We start from the raw sequence: 17,941 nt of genomic DNA, 5'->3' as shown, positions 1-17,941 counted from the left end.
ATCGGATTGCTCCTCTAAATCAGGACAAACACTATTAAAATCATTTTTTTAAATTAATTATTGACATTTAATAGTTTGTCTTTTAAAAGAAGTTTGTCGAAACAAACTTCTATTCAGCTTTCATTTTTTGTTCTTGTTTTAAAGCATTGTTGTCATCAATTAAGAAGAATGGTAAATACATCACAAAATGAATAGCCAAACTTATTAACCATAACAACAATAGGAATACACCACCTTGGAAGAATGTTGTAATAAATCCTGGTGTAACCCACGGCATTGAAATGGTTGGGTTAAATGAAATTGGGAAAACACCAATTAATGCCCATGCAACGAGTCCTGAAACAGCTGGTGAAAAGACCATTGGAATCACATATAATGGATTCAACATGATTGGGAATCCAAAGATGATTGGTTCATTGATATTAAAAATATTTGCCGGAATCACAAGTTTTCGCATAGCTTTATATTTTTCAGATTTTGCAAATAAGGTCGCAATACATAATCCTAAAGTATTTCCTGCCCCACCAATTTGTACACATGTTCCAATGATTCCAAAAACAAGATAAGGCATGGCTTTCCCCGCTAAGAATGCTTCTGTATTTGCCATTGATGCCATCATTAAGACTGGCATATATGGCATTAAAATCGCATTAGGATGAATACCAAAGAACCAAATTAAATTCATTAATGAAAAGACAATAATAAGTGAAATTGGAGATGCTCCAAAATAAGAAATAGGTTTTCCAATCAATGTTGAAACAACATTGAAGACATTACCATATGGTGTCAATGTACAAACATATTTTAAAGCGAACACAAATGTAAAGATAATCATCGCTACAAATGTTGGTGCTAATGATTGAGCGACCATTGGTGGTACTGAATCTGGTAATTTTAATTTTAAATTCTTACTCATTAAAAAGCAATATAATCTAGGAATAAAGAGTCCTAAAATTAATGCCAAGAAAATTCCATCACTACCCATATAGCTTGTTGCTAGAGTGGAAACAGAACTTCCTGCTTCATTAGTAAAAGTTTGAATTGGCATCAAAATAATAAATGCTGCTGTTGACATCACAGCCCCAATAATACCTTGTTCTCCTTCATTTCTTGTAAAGCAATATCCAATTGCCCCTACAACATATATTGCAAGTAAAGATAATGTCAGTGAAACAACTTCTTGTCCAATAGTATATAAACCTATACTATTAAGAAAATCAACCCATGGATCAATAGGTAAATTTGATAAAACAGCAATAAAAGCAACCCCTAAAGTTATTGGCATTGTATACATAAAACCTTCTGTTAAGGCTTTAATATATTTACTGTTAGCTACCATTGTTGCAAATGGTCCAACCACTTTCTCTAAGCCTGTTTGTAGCTTATTAAAAAAATTCATCATTTTTCCTCCTTTATTGTGAAATTCATAGCGCTATCATTTCTCTTTCTAATCCAAGTATACATGAGTTTTTTTGTTGAAAATGTTTTATTTTTAATATTTTTATGAGCGAAAATAAACAACTCATTTTATCCATCACTTAACAAAAAAGTTTTTTTCTTTAAAAGAAGCTTTATTCTATCTTTTACTATAACAAGAACACTATTCCAAAAAATTAAATTATCAATATTATAAAAATGATTAGAATAACGATTCTTCTATGTCATATCATCGTTATAAATAAAAGACTTGAAATTTCTTATGAAAAAAACGGTCAATCATTAGAGACTCACCATTTCATACCCATTTGAAAATAACTCAACATTTAGCTCAAAAATATTTGCTACCTTTCTAAAACAAAGAATTATAATAACCCATGTTAAGATGTTCTATTATAAAATGATTTGACTGATTTTCATTTTATAAAATGTTTATATGATCTTTCTGATTATTCGAGAACTAGAAATTTTTTCTTAAAATACGAATATCTGTTTCCAAAAGATTTCTCTAGTATAATGTAAAAAGTAATACCTACCCATCATCTTTAATACTACAAATGAATTTATACTAAGAAAATTCATTAACTTATGTCATTTAATGATACTGACTACTTTGTGTTATTATTTTTATAAAGCCAACAATATACTATATACCCACATTGCCTTTCTTGAACACAATTATGTTATAATTATGTTCGAGGAGTGAAACATATGCCCATTAAAGATTTACGCAATACAACCGAGATTTCTAATATCGCACACAATGCACAGGAACCTATTTTTATTACAAATAATGGATATAGTGACTTGGTTATAATGAGCAGTGAATTGTATGATAAATATGTAAAAATAAATCGTATTGACCAAGCCATATTTGAATCTGGACAAGAAATTACCAACGAATCTGAAGCTGTTGACGCTCAGTTAGTTTTTGCAGAATTGGAGAAAAAACATTTTGAATAAATATAAAGTAAAGATTAACCCTCAAGCAATCCGTGAATTAGACCACATTTATAAATATATTGCAAGTGAAAAATTAGCTCCCGAAAATGCTAAAAGACAACCTGATAGAATTAAGTATGCCATTTTAAGCCTAGATACTTTTCCACAATCTCACCAAGAACGAAATGAGAGAAGATATGCCAGAAAAGAATACCGTCAATTACTATTGATAACTATATAGCCATATTCCACATTGATGAACTTCGTAAAACCGTTTATGTGGTAACGATACAATATCAAGGACGACATTTATAAATTAAGCACTAAATGAGAAAATACATCATTTAGTGCTTTCTTTGTAGGAAAAAAATAATAAAACATACTCATATTGAGTGTTTTTATCAAAACATCTTGGCCTGGTATACCACATAACCTTATCACTTAATACATCTTCAATAAGCATTGTCTTATCTACATAATAACAATCATTATCTAATAATTCTTTAAAATCATTAATTTCTGTATTGATTTGTTTCAAAGAATTTTCCTTCCATAGTTTCCTTATTACAAATCATAATATCGTATTTCACCATGAAAGTATTTATATATTTTATCCTTTTCATTAAAAGATAAATAAAAAAGCCCATATCATATGATATAGGCATAAATTTCTAATGGTGGAGCTTAGCGGGATCGAACCGCTGACCTCCTGCGTGCAAAGCAGGCGCTCTCCCAGCTGAGCTAAAGCCCCATTTTTTATAACATGGTGGGCCTGAATGGACTTGAACCATCGACCTCACCCTTATCAGGGGTGCGCTCTAACCAGCTGAGCTACAGGCCCATGTTATATATAAACAGTAATTAATGGTGGGCCTGAATGGACTTGAACCATCGACCTCACCCTTATCAGGGGTGCGCTCTAACCAGCTGAGCTACAGGCCCATTAACAACTGCCCTAATATATTAGCATAGGCAACTTTTTTCGTCAATACTTTTTTTATTTTTTATGCATATTTTTAAAAAGGAGCCGAAAATGAATGAAAATAATCTTCAATACCATCACTGATGGCAGATGCTAATTTTTTATGATAAGCCTTATTTTTTAATTGTCCTCTTTCATTAGCATTAGAAAGAAAACCACATTCAATCAAAACGCCTAATGATTGAGTTGCTCTTAAAATATAAAAACTACTCGATGAAATATTCTTTCTTGTTCCTGTTAAAGTTTTCATCTGGTCATGAATACAACTTGCCAGTCTTTGTCCTTCCTCACTTTTTTTATAGTAAAAGACCTGAGAACCCCATGCACTGGACGAGGATGAATTTAAATGAATACTTAAAAACAAATCTGGTTGATATTCATCAACTTTCAAAGCTCTTAAATACATATCATCCTGCTTAGAATAATTATAATCCCTTCTTGTCATATCCTGATCATCAGTTCTTGTCATATATACCGTAGCTCCACGTGTTTCTAATTCTTCTTTTAAAGCAAAGCTAATCTTTAAATTCAATTCATCCTCATTTACTCCCGCCACACTCGCTCCATTATCAAGCCCACCATGACCAGGGTCCAAAACAATCACTCTCTTGCTTAATAACTGAGATGATGAAACATGAATAACTGGTTTATATAAACATGTACACAAAGCAAAAAGAATAATAAAAGACATCATTTTTTTCATATGAATCATCACCCGTTTATTTATATGAAAAAAGAAATGTCTTTATGCTTAAGAATATATCATCAATTATCAACAGATTGACTCTTTTTCTTTAAATCTTTTCCAATTGTCAACAGCATTGTGATATAACAAGCACCTCCACCTATAAAATTACTAATGGCTTCAGCTATAAATACACCATCAATGCCAATATACAAAGGCAATATCAAAGTCAATGGCACAACAATCATCACTTTTCTAAAAACAGAAAAGAAAACAGCTTGTTTAGATTTTCCTAATCCTACAGCTACAGCTTGTCCACTCATTTGAAAAGCCATCATAAAAAAACCAAAGAAATACAAATGAATAGCTTGTATGCCATCAGCTAAAATATCTGTATTATGGCTGAATATTTGAATATAAAACTGAGGAAATAAAGTAATACTCAACCATAAAAGAAAACTTGTGAAAAAGCATGTAATGGTTGTAAAACGAATAGCTTTTAAAACTCTTTGATATTGTTTAGCACCATAATTATAACCTAAAACAGGCTGGGATGCATTGGCTAAACCTTGTCCAGGCAAAGATATGACTTCTCTGATTGAATTAATGATTGTCATAATTGCAATATAAAAATCACCACCATATGTCTGTAAAGTTGCATTACAAACGACTGCCACAATTGAATTTGTCACACCCACCATAAAACCAGCCATACCCAACGCAAATATTTTTTGAACATGTTTGATTTTCAACCAAAGTTTTTCTTTCTTTAAACGTAAAATTGTACGTCTTCCTGTTAAAAACTGTAAAGTCCATAGAGCAGATACACATTGAGAAATAACTGTTGCAAGAGCAGCTCCTTTGACACCCATTGAAAATCCAAAGATAAACACAGGATCAAGAATGATATTGGTAATAGCTCCAAGTAAAACAGTCATCATCCCTATTTTTGCAAATCCCTGAGAATTAATAAAACTATTCATCCCTAATCCAATTAAAACAAAAGGTGTTCCAAACAAATAAATAGTCATATAATCATTAGCGTAACCGATTGTATTCTGACTTGCTCCAAAAGTCCATAATAAAGGTTCTTTAAAGAGAAAACCAATAACCATAATCAACAATGAAAAAAGAACTAATAATGAAAAAGCATTACCCATAATTTCCTCAGCCAAATCATTATCTCCACTTCCTCTAGCAATCGAACACAAAGGTGAACCACCCATGCCAAAAAGATTCGCAAAGGCAATAATAATAGAAATCAATGGTAAACATAACCCTAAACCACTCATGGCAAGCGTAGCAACTTCTGGCAATCTCCCAATATAAATACGATCAACAACGTTATATAAAACATTAATCAATTTAGCAACAATCATTGGTCCAGCAATATGTAAAATATGCTGTGACACACTTCCAATCGCAAAATTATTCTGTTGTTGCATCAATTAATCCCAATAAATCCAATGGTTTTTCAAAAATAAATGTTGCTCCTTCTAAATCTTCTTTTAAAACATTGCCCCATTTGGCATAACCAAAATTAATATGAGCATTCAGGGATGCTAAAGCATCAGATTTTGCATCACCAATATAAATCACATCAGTCAAATCAACTTGTAATCTTTTGATACATTCTAATAATGGTTCAGGATCCGGTTTATGTTTAGTCGTATCTTCTGCTAAAATAGCAACTTCCATATATTGATCCAATCCTTTATCAACCATATCAATTTGATATTGGGCTTTGGTTTTAGCCGACACAACAGCTTGAATAATGCCAGCTTTTTGAAAAGCTGGAAAAACTGTTTCAAAACCTTCATAAAGTGATGCCCCTTCTTCATATGCATTCACATATTGCACCCATCTAGCATAAGTTTTTTCTTTATCTTGAATGCCTAATTCTTCCATCACTTTCATACCTGGATAAGCTGCAAATTTCAAAACATCTTCAAAACTCCAATCTTCATTCAATTCTTCTTTAATAATCTTCATTAATGGATACATATTCATATTTAACGTATTTAACACTGTTCCATCAATATCATAAATAATCGCTTTATATTTTTTCATAATACCTTTCCTTTCCAATTTCATTTTTAAATCTTGATAAGCCTCTAATAACCACTGATGAGGATATAAAATACGATGATTCTTTAACTGGTCATCTAAAAAGATCCAACAGGCTTTTTCTAAAGATACCGGCAAAGCTGTTTCAATTAGTTCTAAATAAGGTGGAATTCCTGATTGATCCCACGCTATTTTATCAGCTAGAAACACAATCATATCTATATCGCCGGCTTCTCTTTTTAATGTGGTACGACAAGAAATAGCTGATAAAACTTCTTCATCATCAATACCAAAATATTGACTCGCCATCCATGCTGAAATTCTTTGATGTAATAAAAAAGGATATTTTTGACATGCTTGATCAATTTGCCAGCCTTGTTGCAATGCAAAATCATACATTTCATTTCTAGGCATAATAGCACTTATATCATGCAATAAAGCAGCCTGATAACATTTTTCGACATCACTATGCCATTGGATAGCCATTAATTTAGCTTGATTGGCAACTTTTAAAACATGTTCTAACGTATGCAAACAATGATTTTCTTTTAGAATTTGACAAACATGTTCTTGCAAATCACAAGCTGATTGATAAATTGTATAACTCATGGATATATTCCTTTCATCTTTTGACATTATTATCTCACGAACGATAAAAAGAAACAATAAAAGAAAATGATAATGAAAAAATCATTATCATGTAAGATGGTATATGTCTTTTAAAATTTGTAAATAAATACGACCGGCTTTTGAAAGTGTTTCTCTTTTTTAGAAAGAATGAGAAAGTTCTGTTGAATATTGCCTTTGGAGTTGGATCCAGTATCATGCTGCTGGCTTTCATACTCTATAAACAGTCCATGTTAGACGTTCCTTATCTGATTGGCATGATACTCTTCGTATTTGATCTTTACGCTCCTACAAAAGCACTTTTCAGTGAAAGTTCTCGTTTTACGGTAATGAGCAGCTGTCTGGATCGCATCGAAGATGTTTTCCGTGAAAACGAACTGAATGATAACGGAAAAGAGGAGTTTCCTGTTTCTTCTGAATATGAAATTGAAATGAAAGATGTCAGCTTTGCCTATGGAAAGAAGGAAGTGCTGCATCATGTAAACTTTCATCTAAAAGAAGGTGAAATGCTGGCCTTGGCAGGGCCAAGCGGTTCTGGAAAAAGCACTATTGCTTCCCTTCTGACACGATTCTGGGATGTTTTGCAAGGGGAAGTCTGCATTCATGGCAGAAATGTCAAGGATGTTCAGCTGGCAAGCTTGATGAATCAGATCTCCATGGTATCCCAGAGAGTGTATCTTTTTCAAGATACCATTTACAATAATATCGCCATGGCAAAACCTGATGCGATAAAAGAAGAGGTGATTGAAGCAGCTAAAAAAGCTCGCTGCTATGATTTTATCATGGAACTGGAAAATGGCTTTGATACCCTTATTGGAGAAGGTGGAGCCAGTCTATCAGGCGGTGAAAAGCAGCGCATATCCATAGCCCGCTGTATTCTAAAAGATTCGCCAATTATCATTCTGGATGAAGCAACCGCTAATGTTGATGCTGATAATGAAAGCTACATTCAGGAAGCCATCATGGAACTATGCAAGGGAAAAACACTGATTGTAATTGCTCTCCGATTGCATACTATTGAAAAAGCCAATCAAATACTTGTCATTGATTAGGGGAGCATTGTACAGTCAGGCACTCATGAAGAACTTCTAAAAGAGAAGGGATTATACCAGAAACTGGTGAATAAGAGTGAATCAGTATATAATCTTACCAATCAGCTAGGCTAATTCAGCTTGGCATTTTATCTATGAAAAGGGATTCTCATCTGATATAATAGTTATACAAAGCTAACCAAAAAAGGAGGCAAATATAAGAAATGAATAAAATACATATTGAAAAGAATTCGGTTCAGGAAACTCTGATCGTACCTCTGTTTGGAAGAAAAATGTGTGCTGAGAAATTTCCTGAATTATATACCGATACATCTGCAAAAGCATTCTGTGAAAAGCTGGATTATGATTTTAGCGAGCTGGAAAAGAAGCAGGATACCTTTTTCTACGAGTTTGGTGCATTGGAAGCAGCTATGCGACAGCTGGATATGATGTGGGAAATAAAGAATTATCTCAAAAAGCACCCTAATGCAACCGTCGTAAACTTAGGCTGTGGATTGGATCAGACCGGACTTACATGTGATAACGGTACATGCCATATTGTCAACATTGATTTTCCTGACATTATTAAGATTCGTAATCTTTGGATGCCAGTACATGAAAGAGAAGAGAATATCGCGGCAGATATAAGAAATGATTCATGGATGGATCAGATAGATGGAAACAAGGGAATCATTCTGTTTGCTTCAGGTGTCTTCCATTATTTTAAAACGGAGGAAGTCAAAGCACTGGTTTTAAGACTCTCACAGCATTATCCAACCGGTTGTCTGATTTTTGATACAGTAGGAAAAGCAGGGCTCAGGCTCATGATGAGCAAAATTCTTAAAAACATGGAAATACAGGATGTGAAAGGCTATTTCTGTGTCTCTGATCCACTTAAAGAATTAAACTGGTCGGATACAATCAACGTGAGCTCAAAAGGATATATGCTGGGCTATTATGACATGAAAAGTCCCAGCATCCATCCATCTCATCGTCTGCTTGCAAGACTGGGAGATAGAATGATGAAGATGTCAATTATAAAGATGGAGTTTTAAAGCATCTATGCTTAAAACAGAAAAAAATGAAACGTTCTCAATTCTATAAAAAGAATCGTTTCATTTTTTATTTTATCTTTACATAATTTAACAAAAATGTACCTAATTTAGAAAAGTAACACGATAAAACAAAATATAAAAGTTATGACTATATTAAAATAAGCCCTAGGAATAGGAAAAATGTTTTTTTATTCCTTCTATCATCGAAGCAGTATCTTCATTAACATTTACTGGTGTTATCATGGATTTTGTAAACAACATCACCGCTAATACTAATTCATTCCAAATTCATAGTCTTATTATATTAACTGTAGAAATTATTCTTGCAACAACATTATTTCTTATTCTTTATAAAAAAAGACTTTGAGGCTAGTGATTAGCCATTACTACATGATAAATAATATATTCCTTAACTTGAAAGTAGTTTAGAAAGAACTTACTTTAATTTCTTCATTTTTAAGCTACTCTTTATACATACTATGATCACTTATTAGATTAAAAGAAATACGATAAGAAGTATAACTCCTGCTCCCATAACTTAAGGAAGATAATTAGATAAACCAAAATGTAAGCTATCATGAAAAAGAGCAGTACAAATAAAACTGCCAAACATACAAATATGAATTTTAAAACGAACATTTCTATACCGGCTTTTTTCTATATTGTATGATGGGCATATACAAAGGTTAGCAATAACTGTTCTTTCATAGTACTGAAAGATGTTCAAATTTGAACATCTAGATAAATATCGAGATTATATAAAAAGCTTCATCACACAATCTTACGCCAAAGTTACGCTAAATTTTACGCAGAAATTACGCCAGTTTGCTGCATAATTTCCGTCAATAGATGGCTTTCTAGCAATTATCAGCACTTTTTATCAGAAATTCACGGTCTTCAAAAGCAATTAAGAAAATGAAAAAACCCTCGTAAATAGAGGGCTTTTTGCATAATTTCATTTTTTCTGATGTTCTCAGACCACAATTTAATACTATCTCTTAGAGAATTGTGGTGCTCTACGAGCTGCTTTAAGTCCGTATTTTTTACGTTCTTTAACTCTTGCATCACGAGTTAAGAATCCAGCTGCTTTTAATGCTGGTCTATAATCTTCTCCAGCTTCTAATAAAGCTCTTGAAATACCATGACGGATAGCTCCAGCTTGTCCACTGTAACCTCCACCTTTAACATTAACAGTCACATCAAACTTACCAGTTGTACCAGTTAATTCAAGTGGTTGGTTGACGATCATTAATAATACATCTGATGGTAAATAATCTTTTGCTTCTCTACCATTGATGACAATTTTACCTGCACCTGGTGTTAAAATAACACGTGCTACTGAAGACTTTCTACGTCCAGTTCCTCTGTATTGTACATTAGCCATTTATTCTCGTCCTCCTTATCCCTTAATTTTTAATTCAACTGGTTGTTGTGCAGCGTGTGGATGTTCACTACCAGCGTAAACAAATAATTTCATCCCTTGTTTTCTTCCAAGTGTGTTATGAGGTAACATACCTTTAACAGCTGCTTCTACAAATCCTGTAGGATTTGATTCTTTGAATTGGCGAGCAGTTTTTACTTTTAAACCACCTAACCAACCTGAATGATGATAGTATTTAACTGTATCTAATTTTTTACCAGTCATTACTACTTTATCCGCATTAACAACGATTACATAATCACCAGTATCTACATGTGGAGTAAATGTTGGTTTATGTTTTCCTCTTAATACAGATGCTACTTCTGATGCTAAACGTCCTAAAGTTTGTCCTTCAGCATCAACAACGTACCATTTACGTTCAATTGTGGCTTCTTTAGCCATTGTTGTTTGTCTCATTTTCTATCCTCCTGTAGTTTCCGGGGCTACAAAGTTAAAATAAGGCACCTATTATTATAGCAACATTCCTCCATTTGTCAATACGATTTTTTCATCTATTTATCATCATCGATTTTTTCATCTATTTATCATCAAAATTAAGCAAATATATCATCAATTTTTAAAACAACATATTCATCCTCACTCGCAAAAATAATATATTTTTGATCAAGACACATCACATCAATCAAACTTTCTTCTAAAATCGAGTGAAACACCTTTGATTGTTTATTTTCAAGATTAAAAATAATAATTTCATCTTCTCTTTCTAAAATAATATAACGATTATCCAACATCGTATAATTATAATCATTGACAACATAAGGTAGTGTCACTGTCTGACTATTAAACATATTGACCAGTTTCGTTGAACTTTGATCCACATCAGCCATATACCATGATGAAAGATATGGATACAATCCAGATTCATTAAAATCACGATATGTCATTGTTTTCAAATCAAGCAAACGACTATTGTCCTGCTCATTAAAACATAATATCGTCCAATCATCTATAAAACAATACTCACTGTTTCTGGCATAACCTGATAATCCTTCGACTTTCGTTTCTTGCTTTGTTTTAACATCATAAACTGTCCAATATTTATCACTTTTATTAATCATAATATTTCTTTTTGATGGTGATAAACGAAAATTAACAGAACGCTGATCACTTGTAATCTCTGTTACTTTACCTGTTTCCATATTTAAACAACATAAATTCATATCAGAAGAACTAAAATACAAATCTTGTTCAATCAACTGATCCACTGTATATTGTACAAATCCACTATGATTGAATGTATATATATTATCATTTAGTTGATAATAATCAAAAGCAAATGCCTGACCATGAAATTCTCCTTCAAAACGATGACACTTTGTATCTATAAATTGTCCCTCATAAAAAATACTGACTTTGTCAATAATTTGATTGGCTTGCTCATCTTCATGATAATAACATAAAAATGGTCCGTCTATATATTTTTTTGTTTCATAAAATGGTTGAACTTTCTTAACTTGATCATTTGTAAAATACTGATGAATCCACTCTCTAAAAGAATTGTTGTAGGCATAAACCAAACCTAATGATGAAATACAAATAATTACGACAATACCTACATAAATCAAACGATAAAACATCAACCCATGCTTTCGTTTTTGAGTCATATCAATATCTTTCCAATCTTCAGGTGTTTGAATCCAATTAAATTCCTTGAACCTATTATTCATAAAACTCACCAATCCTTTCTTTTAAAGTATCCCTGCCTCTTTTTAAATATGACTTAACAGTATTTTCTTTCATATTCAACATTTGAGCAATTTCAAATATTTTATAACCTTCATAATAATAAAGATACAAAGTATTTCTTTGGTGTTTTGAGAGTTTCATTATTTCTAATATTATAAAAAGTTCATCATGATGCTCAGGTGCTACAACATCATCAATTTGTACTACATTTCTATTCCACAAACGACGATAATTTTTACATTCATTGATACATACCCTGATTAACCAAGCTTTTAAATGCTCCTCACTAGAAAATTTTTTATTAGACATATATAACTTTATAAATGTATTTTGAAAACAATCTTTAGCGTCCTGAGAATTTTTTAAATTTAAGATTGCAATTCTTGTAATCATATCACTATACTTTTCTACAATCTCGTCAAAAGATAACCCCATTATCCTTTCCATTCATATAACCTCCTTCCACTTATAATACAAAAATAACAACCTTTTGGTTGCAAAAAAAGAGAAAATGATCATTCATTAACGAATATCATATTCTCCTTGAAATTTTTCAATATGTCCCTGTAAAAAATCAAAATGATCAATCACATGTAAATGATGTTCCTCACAAAATTGCATCATTTGTTTATACATACCATCATTAAAATCAGATGGATCATGAGCATCAAAGCCTAAAATTACATCATTTCCTACTTCTCCAGCAATTTGCCAGAAATGTGCATTAGGATATGGATAAAGCATTTCACCGTTGACATTTCTTAATCCTCTTCTCATTCCACCAGCATTGACTTCTAAAGGAATATGTAGGGCTTTGGCTTTTTCACAGATACGTTGACTGACTGTTCTGACATCTAAATCAAATTCTTTATAACCAATCATAAATAAATCAGGATGAGCCAAATAACTAAACAATCCAGTATCTAAAGCTTTTTCCACATCATTACAATATTGATAAATATCTTTTTTCTTCATGTTGTCTTTACCATAATAATCACTATGTATACAATGTTTATGAAAATGATGACCTAAAATTAAATAATCCACTTTATGTTCATATAATAAACTTTGATAATAATCAAAATATTCTTCCAATCCTTCAGCCTCAAATCCTTTATATATTTTGATTTGATCTTGATATTTCTTTTGACATTCACTAATTGCTTCTAAATGTGTTTCTAAATCTTTGTAAGGCATACGCATACTAGGACCATTTTTAATAAAAGCATGAATCAGTGACAAAAGACTTCTTAGGCTTCTCACTGCTCCAAGTGATTTGAATAAGTGGCGACGATAATGGGGTAATGGGATATGTTCACAAATTCCAAGTTCTTCAATACCCATATTTATCGCTGCACAGACCATGTCTTCTTCACTCCCATTAGCATGTCCACAACGATATGTATGTGTATGGAAATTAGTCTTCTTCATAATACACCTCCTGCAAATATAATCCCTGTGGCTTAGCTTTAAAAAGACATTTTTTCTCTCCACAGCTCTCTAACATTTCTAAAAGTTGTTCCTTTTGAATACGTTTAGCACCAACTTGAATGATTCCGCCAACAAGGTGTCTAACCATATAGCGACGAAAACCATTCCCAATTAAACGAAAAGTAATAATGCCTTCTTCTTGAAAGATGTCAAAACTATATAAATGACGAATTGTATTGCCATATTGATCATAGCTACAAAACGAAGCAAAATTATGTTCCCCGATAAATATTTGAGCAGCTTCTTTCATGCGTTCAATATCTAATTCACGTCCATATTGATAAATATAATGAGTTTGAAAAGGATTATATTCTTTTGTATTGAGTAAATAACGATATTCTTTTTTAACAGCACTATAACGTGAATGGAAATCATCATCAACATATTTTGCATCTAAAATATAAATATCATTAGGTAAAAAATGATTAATTGCTCTTTTCCATTGATTTTCTGGTAAGTTCTTTCTTGTATCAAAATGAAAAACCTGATGCACAGCATGAACTTTCGCATCAGTTCTTCCTGAAGCATGAATGATAGTTCCTTCTTCATTTATTTTTTGGATTGCCTTTTGAATTTCACCTTGAATCGTTCTTTCATGATTTTGCACCTGAAAGCCATGAAAACGACTTCCATCATAGCTTACAATACATTTCACTCTCATAAAACAATGCTCATTATAACCATCGCACTACATATTAAAATGACACTTGAAAAAGCAATTGTATCTGCAAGTTTCCATTTTAATTGTTTATATCTTGTACGTTTTGCTTCTGGATTATAATTTCGACTTTCCATCGCATTAGCTAAATCTTCAGCTCTTTGAAAAGCTGAAATAAATAAAGGAATGATGAGTGAAACAATAGAAAGTATTTTATCTTTTAAACTTCCTTCTGAAAATTCCACTCCTCGACTCGCCTGTGCTTTCATAATTCTCTGTGTTTCTTCAAGCAATGTTGGAATAAAACGCAAAGCAATTGAAATCATCATAGCAACTTCATGAGTAGGAAATCCAATTCTTTTAAATGGTGATAAAAGATGTTCAATTCCTAATGTTAAATCTAAAGGTTTAGTCGTCGCTGTTAAAATCGTTGTCATAACAATAATCAAAATTAATCTGATAAATATATATAATGTCTGAAAAACAGCTTGATCATAAATCTTTATAAAGCCTAACGAAAACAATAAAGTTCCTTGCTGAATAAATAAAAGATTAAAAAACATTAAAAAAGCCATCATAAAAAGCATTGGTTTCACAGCCTTTAAGATTTGTGAAATCTTAATACGTGACATTAAAGCCATCATAATAACAAATATACCTAAAACTGCATATCCAATAAAACCAGCATCAAAAAATACAGCAATCAATAATAAGAGTAAAGACCCTATTTTTAAACGAGGATCTAAACGATGTATAAAACTATCAATCGGGATATATTTTCCAAACATCATATTATTCATTGAGTTGTCCTCCTATTTCTTGGATTAAAACATTTATATCTTTAATAGAAGGATCAATATGAAAACCATTTTTATTTAATTCTAAAATAAATGATGTAATCATAGGTAAATCAATACTTAATGAAGTTAAATATTCCGTTTCTTTAAAAAGTTCACTTACACTTACGTGTTTTTCAACACAACCATGATTCATAACAATAACATCATCACAATACTCTAAAACCTGATTCATATCATGTGAAACTAAAATAACTGTTTTTCCTTCCTGATTGACTTTTTTAAATAATTGGAGCATTTCTTTAGCTCCCTGAGGATCTAATCCTGCCGTTGGTTCATCTAAGATAAGTATATCTGGATTCATAGCCAAAATACCTGCAATTGCAATACGACGTTTTTGTCCTCCTGATAAATCAAAAGGAGATCGTTCTAAATAAGATTCATCCAACCCAACTAACTTAATCATCTTTTTAGCAATATCAATAGCTTCTTGTTCATTAATCCCAAAATTCTTAGGACCAAAAATAATATCTTTGAGTATTGTTTCTTCAAATAACTGATATTCAGGAAATTGGAACACTAACCCTGCTTTTTTCCTTAAAGGCTTTAAAGAAGATGGCTTATCAGTTGCAGTTATGAAAAAATCTTCGACTTGAATTTCTCCAGATGTTGGTAGTAATAAAGCATTAATATGTTGAATAAGTGTTGATTTCCCACTTCCTGTATGCCCAATAAGGGCAGTCATACTGCCTTGTTTGATACCCAAGTTAACACCTTTTAAAGCATGGTATGCAAAAGGAGTCTCTGGAGAGTATGTATGTTCTACTTCTTTGAATGTAATTGACATAATTCTTTCACCAACTTTTCTTTTTCTATTTGATTTGATAAGGAAACTCCCATCTTTTGTAAGCCTTCACTAATTTTATATGCGAAAGGTATATCTAATGATAAACTTTCAATTTTAGCTTTTTTCATTAAAACCTGCTCCGGTGTTCCTTCATCCACAACATGACCATCACTTAATAAAATAACATAATCAGACAAAGCAGCTTCTTCAATATCATGTGTAATTGAAACAATTGTCATATTTTTATCTTTATTTAACTGATGAACTAATGCATTAATTTCATTTTTTCCTCGAGGATCAAGCATACTTGTTGCTTCATCTAAAATAATGATTGATGGACTCATAGCTAATATTCCTGCAATCGCTACTCTTTGTTTTTGACCCCCAGAAAGTTTTGTTGGTTCATGATCAAGAAATTCATACATATTCACTTTCTTCGCATATTCATTAATAATATCATCCATTAATGCTGGATCAACACAATTATTTTCTAACCCAAAAGCAATATCATCTCTTACTGTTGAACCAATAAATTGATTATCAGGATTTTGAAAAACAATCCCAATTTGATTTCTAACTTGACCTAATGTCTCTTCTGATAATGGGATTCCACCAATGATGATATCACCAGATTTTTTTCTAATAATCCCATCAGTAATTTCGCAATAGTACTCTTTCCACTCCCATTATGTCCTAAAATTGTTGTATATGAACCTTTTTGAATATGAAATGAAATATCATCTATCGTTAAAATGTTTTCATCATATCCAAAAGATAAGTGATTTACTTCAATAATTTTTTCCATATCTAGCCTCCAAGTAGTTCAATTTTAGTATGATTTATATCAGTTGTCAACCATCATCTTTTAACATTTATTATCATATTCTTACATAAATTCCTCATGTTGCATTTCATCTAATTCTTTAGCTATTTTTATGCAATTATCTAAATTTTTCTGATAGTGAATAGAAAAATGCAGCTATACAAAAGATCTAGAAGATATTTTATAGATAAGCTCGTTGCATAATCAGCTATCTTTGTATAAATTAATTCTCTTGATGACATCTTTAATGTTACATCTGCCATCATTGATAAATCATTTTCTTCAATATTTGTAATAGCAATTATAGGCGTCTGCTTCTTTTTTAAAACATGAATAAGTCGTTGTATACTTGGAGCATGACCAGAATATGAAATAGTAATAGCACAATGTGATGAATCACTGAGTAAATATGTTGAATCCAATTCATCACTCAAAGAACACAATTGAACATGACGTTGAAGAATATACATACGGTTTTGGAAAGAACGAGCAATATCAATATGTTGTGTTCGTCCATAAATATCAATATGCTGACAATCCCTTAGTAAACGTACTGCTTTTTGAAGTTGATCATGATCAACTAAAGCATAAGTATCTTGAATTGTTTCCCTTTCTAAAATACATAAATTATAAGCAATATGCATCATGTCATCATTGACTACAAAGGGAATATTGGCATCTACTTGTTGATTCATATATAAATATTTCAATTCTTTGATATAATCATTTTTAAATTCATTATAACCATCATATCCTAATTTTTTGGCAATTCGTACTAATAGTGGTGGTGATGTATAAGTTTCCTGAGCAATTTGAGCAATTGTCATTTTCTCAATTTGTAAACCTTTTTTGAGAATATAGTCGACAATAATCGCTTCACTTGGAGAGAAATGAGTTTTTTCTATTTTATGAATGAGCATATCCAATCACCTCTTTTTCCACATTATAAAGGAAATGAATGAAACTTGCAAAATAAAAGTACATCCTAGAGCGATGTACTTATTTGTGAGCAAGTTGTTTTTGTTTCATATTTTCAACCATTTGTGTTAAATATATCTGATTTTCTTTTAACTTTTTATACATTTTATCTATATTCATTTTTTCATAAATATAAGGTTTATAGTTTTTTTCTTTAAACATCTTTTGATAAGAGAGTCGCGCTTCTTTTTCAATTTTTATTTGTAACACTTCCAAAGTTCTTAATTTGTTTTCTTCTTCAATTTTCATGTTACTTATATCATGTATAATTTCTTCTTTATTAAGTTTTATATCATCAACCTTCGTATATTCATGATTTTCATTATAATCATTTTTAAAATACTGATTATAAGCCTTTTTAGCTAATATAATAATTTGTTCTCTTGTTTTCATA

At 31.5% G+C, this 17,941-nt stretch carries 19 protein-coding genes, 3 tRNA genes and 1 pseudogene; 4 read left to right on the top strand and 19 right to left on the bottom strand.

All coding sequences use genetic code 11. The features are described from left to right. Positions 1-109: 109 nt before the first annotated feature. Complete coding sequence (locus tag NMU03_RS09830; RefSeq protein WP_290137984.1) at positions 110-1,399, bottom strand: PTS sugar transporter subunit IIC; 1,290 nt, start codon at positions 1,397-1,399, stop codon at positions 110-112. A gap of 749 nt (positions 1,400-2,148) precedes the next feature. Here NMU03_RS09830 and NMU03_RS09825 point away from each other — a divergent pair. Together NMU03_RS09825 and NMU03_RS09820 are read left to right on the top strand one after the other, a co-directional pair. After that, on the top strand, positions 2,149-2,400 hold the full coding sequence (locus NMU03_RS09825; protein ID WP_290137982.1) for a type II toxin-antitoxin system Phd/YefM family antitoxin: 252 nt from the start codon (positions 2,149-2,151) through the stop codon (positions 2,398-2,400). Beyond that, the gene (locus NMU03_RS09820) at positions 2,393-2,620 is read left to right on the top strand and encodes a type II toxin-antitoxin system RelE/ParE family toxin (protein WP_290137981.1); all 228 of its coding nucleotides are present in this window, start codon (positions 2,393-2,395) and stop codon (positions 2,618-2,620) included. Before NMU03_RS09825 ends, NMU03_RS09820 begins: the two co-directional genes overlap by 8 nt. 99 nt (positions 2,621-2,719) lie before the next feature. Here NMU03_RS09820 and NMU03_RS09815 read toward each other — a convergent pair whose 3' ends face one another. The 7 genes from NMU03_RS09815 to yqeK form a co-directional block, all read right to left on the bottom strand. Continuing rightward, positions 2,720-2,917 (bottom strand): AAA family ATPase, encoded by a 198-nt coding sequence (locus NMU03_RS09815; protein WP_290137979.1) that lies wholly within the window; start codon positions 2,915-2,917, stop codon positions 2,720-2,722. Positions 2,918-3,054: 137 nt separating this feature from the next. After that, positions 3,055-3,130, bottom strand: a tRNA-Ala gene (locus tag NMU03_RS09810). Between the two features lie 13 nt (positions 3,131-3,143). After that, a tRNA-Ile gene (locus NMU03_RS09805) sits at positions 3,144-3,220 on the bottom strand. 24 nt (positions 3,221-3,244) lie between these two features. Continuing rightward, a tRNA-Ile gene (locus NMU03_RS09800) sits at positions 3,245-3,321 on the bottom strand. 74 nt (positions 3,322-3,395) lie between these two features. Continuing rightward, positions 3,396-4,064 carry an N-acetylmuramoyl-L-alanine amidase gene (locus NMU03_RS09795; protein ID WP_290137977.1) on the bottom strand — a complete coding sequence of 223 codons (669 nt, stop codon included), beginning with the start codon at positions 4,062-4,064 and terminating at the stop codon, positions 3,396-3,398. A gap of 62 nt (positions 4,065-4,126) precedes the next feature. Beyond that, positions 4,127-5,491: an MATE family efflux transporter gene (locus NMU03_RS09790; protein WP_435372898.1), complete on the bottom strand. Its 1,365-nt coding sequence runs from the start codon at positions 5,489-5,491 to the stop codon at positions 4,127-4,129. Next, a complete protein-coding gene (yqeK, locus tag NMU03_RS09785; RefSeq protein ID WP_290137973.1) occupies positions 5,475-6,722 on the bottom strand; it encodes a bis(5'-nucleosyl)-tetraphosphatase (symmetrical) YqeK in 1,248 nt (415 codons plus the stop codon). Before yqeK ends, NMU03_RS09790 begins: the two co-directional genes overlap by 17 nt. A 182-nt stretch (positions 6,723-6,904) precedes the next feature. On the opposite strand from yqeK, the gene NMU03_RS09780 reads away from it, so the two are divergent. Both NMU03_RS09780 and NMU03_RS09775 read left to right on the top strand, forming a co-directional pair. After that, entirely contained in the window at positions 6,905-7,792 is an 888-nt protein-coding gene (locus NMU03_RS09780; RefSeq protein WP_290137971.1) for an ABC transporter ATP-binding protein, read from the top strand. A gap of 203 nt (positions 7,793-7,995) precedes the next feature. After that, entirely contained in the window at positions 7,996-8,826 is an 831-nt protein-coding gene (locus NMU03_RS09775; protein ID WP_290137970.1) for a class I SAM-dependent methyltransferase, read from the top strand. 991 nt (positions 8,827-9,817) lie between these two features. On the opposite strand, the gene rpsI is transcribed toward NMU03_RS09775, so the two are convergent. The 11 genes and pseudogenes from rpsI to NMU03_RS09720 all read right to left on the bottom strand — a co-directional run bounded on the left by rpsI (position 9,818) and on the right by NMU03_RS09720 (position 17,940). Continuing rightward, positions 9,818-10,210, bottom strand: coding sequence for a 30S ribosomal protein S9 (rpsI, locus tag NMU03_RS09770; protein ID WP_087357982.1), 393 nt, complete (start codon positions 10,208-10,210; stop codon positions 9,818-9,820). 15 nt (positions 10,211-10,225) lie between these two features. Beyond that, positions 10,226-10,663, bottom strand: a complete 438-nt coding sequence (gene rplM / locus NMU03_RS09765; RefSeq protein WP_290137968.1) for a 50S ribosomal protein L13 — start codon at positions 10,661-10,663, stop codon at positions 10,226-10,228. Positions 10,664-10,800: 137 nt separating this feature from the next. Next, positions 10,801-11,934, bottom strand: coding sequence for a hypothetical protein (locus NMU03_RS09760; protein ID WP_290137967.1), 1,134 nt, complete (start codon positions 11,932-11,934; stop codon positions 10,801-10,803). After that, positions 11,927-12,400 carry an RNA polymerase sigma factor gene (locus NMU03_RS09755; protein ID WP_290137966.1) on the bottom strand — a complete coding sequence of 158 codons (474 nt, stop codon included), beginning with the start codon at positions 12,398-12,400 and terminating at the stop codon, positions 11,927-11,929. The genes NMU03_RS09760 and NMU03_RS09755 overlap by 8 nt, the downstream gene beginning before the upstream one ends. Positions 12,401-12,475: 75 nt before the next feature. After that, the gene (locus NMU03_RS09750; RefSeq protein WP_290137964.1) at positions 12,476-13,384 is read right to left on the bottom strand and encodes a histidinol-phosphatase; all 909 of its coding nucleotides are present in this window, start codon (positions 13,382-13,384) and stop codon (positions 12,476-12,478) included. Next, positions 13,371-14,105 carry a tRNA pseudouridine(38-40) synthase TruA gene (gene truA / locus NMU03_RS09745; RefSeq protein ID WP_290137963.1) on the bottom strand — a complete coding sequence of 245 codons (735 nt, stop codon included), beginning with the start codon at positions 14,103-14,105 and terminating at the stop codon, positions 13,371-13,373. Before truA ends, NMU03_RS09750 begins: the two co-directional genes overlap by 14 nt. After that, complete coding sequence (locus tag NMU03_RS09740) at positions 14,102-14,902, bottom strand: energy-coupling factor transporter transmembrane component T family protein (protein ID WP_290137961.1); 801 nt, start codon at positions 14,900-14,902, stop codon at positions 14,102-14,104. Before NMU03_RS09740 ends, truA begins: the two co-directional genes overlap by 4 nt. Next, complete coding sequence (locus NMU03_RS09735; RefSeq protein WP_290137960.1) at positions 14,895-15,746, bottom strand: energy-coupling factor transporter ATPase; 852 nt, start codon at positions 15,744-15,746, stop codon at positions 14,895-14,897. The genes NMU03_RS09740 and NMU03_RS09735 overlap by 8 nt, the downstream gene beginning before the upstream one ends. Beyond that, positions 15,722-16,551 (bottom strand): annotated as a pseudogene (locus tag NMU03_RS09730) (energy-coupling factor transporter ATPase). Before NMU03_RS09730 ends, NMU03_RS09735 begins: the two are co-directional and overlap by 25 nt. Before the next feature lie 140 nt (positions 16,552-16,691). Further along, the gene (locus NMU03_RS09725) at positions 16,692-17,489 is read right to left on the bottom strand and encodes a MurR/RpiR family transcriptional regulator (protein WP_290137958.1); all 798 of its coding nucleotides are present in this window, start codon (positions 17,487-17,489) and stop codon (positions 16,692-16,694) included. Between the two features lie 79 nt (positions 17,490-17,568). Continuing rightward, positions 17,569-17,940: a hypothetical protein gene (locus NMU03_RS09720; protein ID WP_290137956.1), complete on the bottom strand. Its 372-nt coding sequence runs from the start codon at positions 17,938-17,940 to the stop codon at positions 17,569-17,571. Position 17,941: the final 1 nt, after the last annotated feature.

Source organism: Allocoprobacillus halotolerans (assembly GCF_024399475.1).
GTDB classification, from domain to species: Bacteria; Bacillota_I; Bacilli_A; order Erysipelotrichales; family Coprobacillaceae; genus Allocoprobacillus; species Allocoprobacillus halotolerans.
The sequence above is the reverse complement of the archived record's forward strand: the minus strand, read 5'-3'. Positions and strand labels throughout refer to the sequence as shown.

Coding starts and splice junctions, on each gene's coding strand:
- NMU03_RS09830 (WP_290137984.1), bottom strand. CDS start 1,399: ATGAATTTTTTTAATAAGCTACAAACAGGCTTAGAGAAAGTGGTTGGA.
- NMU03_RS09825 (WP_290137982.1), top strand. CDS start 2,149: ATGCCCATTAAAGATTTACGCAATACAACCGAGATTTCTAATATCGCA.
- NMU03_RS09795 (WP_290137977.1), bottom strand. CDS start 4,064: ATGAAAAAAATGATGTCTTTTATTATTCTTTTTGCTTTGTGTACATGT.
- NMU03_RS09790 (WP_435372898.1), bottom strand. CDS start 5,491: ATGCAACAACAGAATAATTTTGCGATTGGAAGTGTGTCACAGCATATT.
- yqeK (WP_290137973.1), bottom strand. CDS start 6,722: ATGAGTTATACAATTTATCAATCAGCTTGTGATTTGCAAGAACATGTT.
- NMU03_RS09775 (WP_290137970.1), top strand. CDS start 7,996: ATGAATAAAATACATATTGAAAAGAATTCGGTTCAGGAAACTCTGATC.
- rpsI (WP_087357982.1), bottom strand. CDS start 10,210: ATGGCTAATGTACAATACAGAGGAACTGGACGTAGAAAGTCTTCAGTA.
- rplM (WP_290137968.1), bottom strand. CDS start 10,663: ATGAGACAAACAACAATGGCTAAAGAAGCCACAATTGAACGTAAATGG.
- NMU03_RS09760 (WP_290137967.1), bottom strand. CDS start 11,934: ATGAATAATAGGTTCAAGGAATTTAATTGGATTCAAACACCTGAAGAT.
- NMU03_RS09755 (WP_290137966.1), bottom strand. CDS start 12,400: ATGGAAAGGATAATGGGGTTATCTTTTGACGAGATTGTAGAAAAGTAT.
- NMU03_RS09750 (WP_290137964.1), bottom strand. CDS start 13,384: ATGAAGAAGACTAATTTCCATACACATACATATCGTTGTGGACATGCT.
- truA (WP_290137963.1), bottom strand. CDS start 14,105: ATGAGAGTGAAATGTATTGTAAGCTATGATGGAAGTCGTTTTCATGGC.
- NMU03_RS09740 (WP_290137961.1), bottom strand. CDS start 14,902: ATGAATAATATGATGTTTGGAAAATATATCCCGATTGATAGTTTTATA.
- NMU03_RS09735 (WP_290137960.1), bottom strand. CDS start 15,746: ATGTCAATTACATTCAAAGAAGTAGAACATACATACTCTCCAGAGACT.
- NMU03_RS09725 (WP_290137958.1), bottom strand. CDS start 17,489: ATGCTCATTCATAAAATAGAAAAAACTCATTTCTCTCCAAGTGAAGCG.
- NMU03_RS09720 (WP_290137956.1), bottom strand. CDS start 17,940: ATGAAAACAAGAGAACAAATTATTATATTAGCTAAAAAGGCTTATAAT.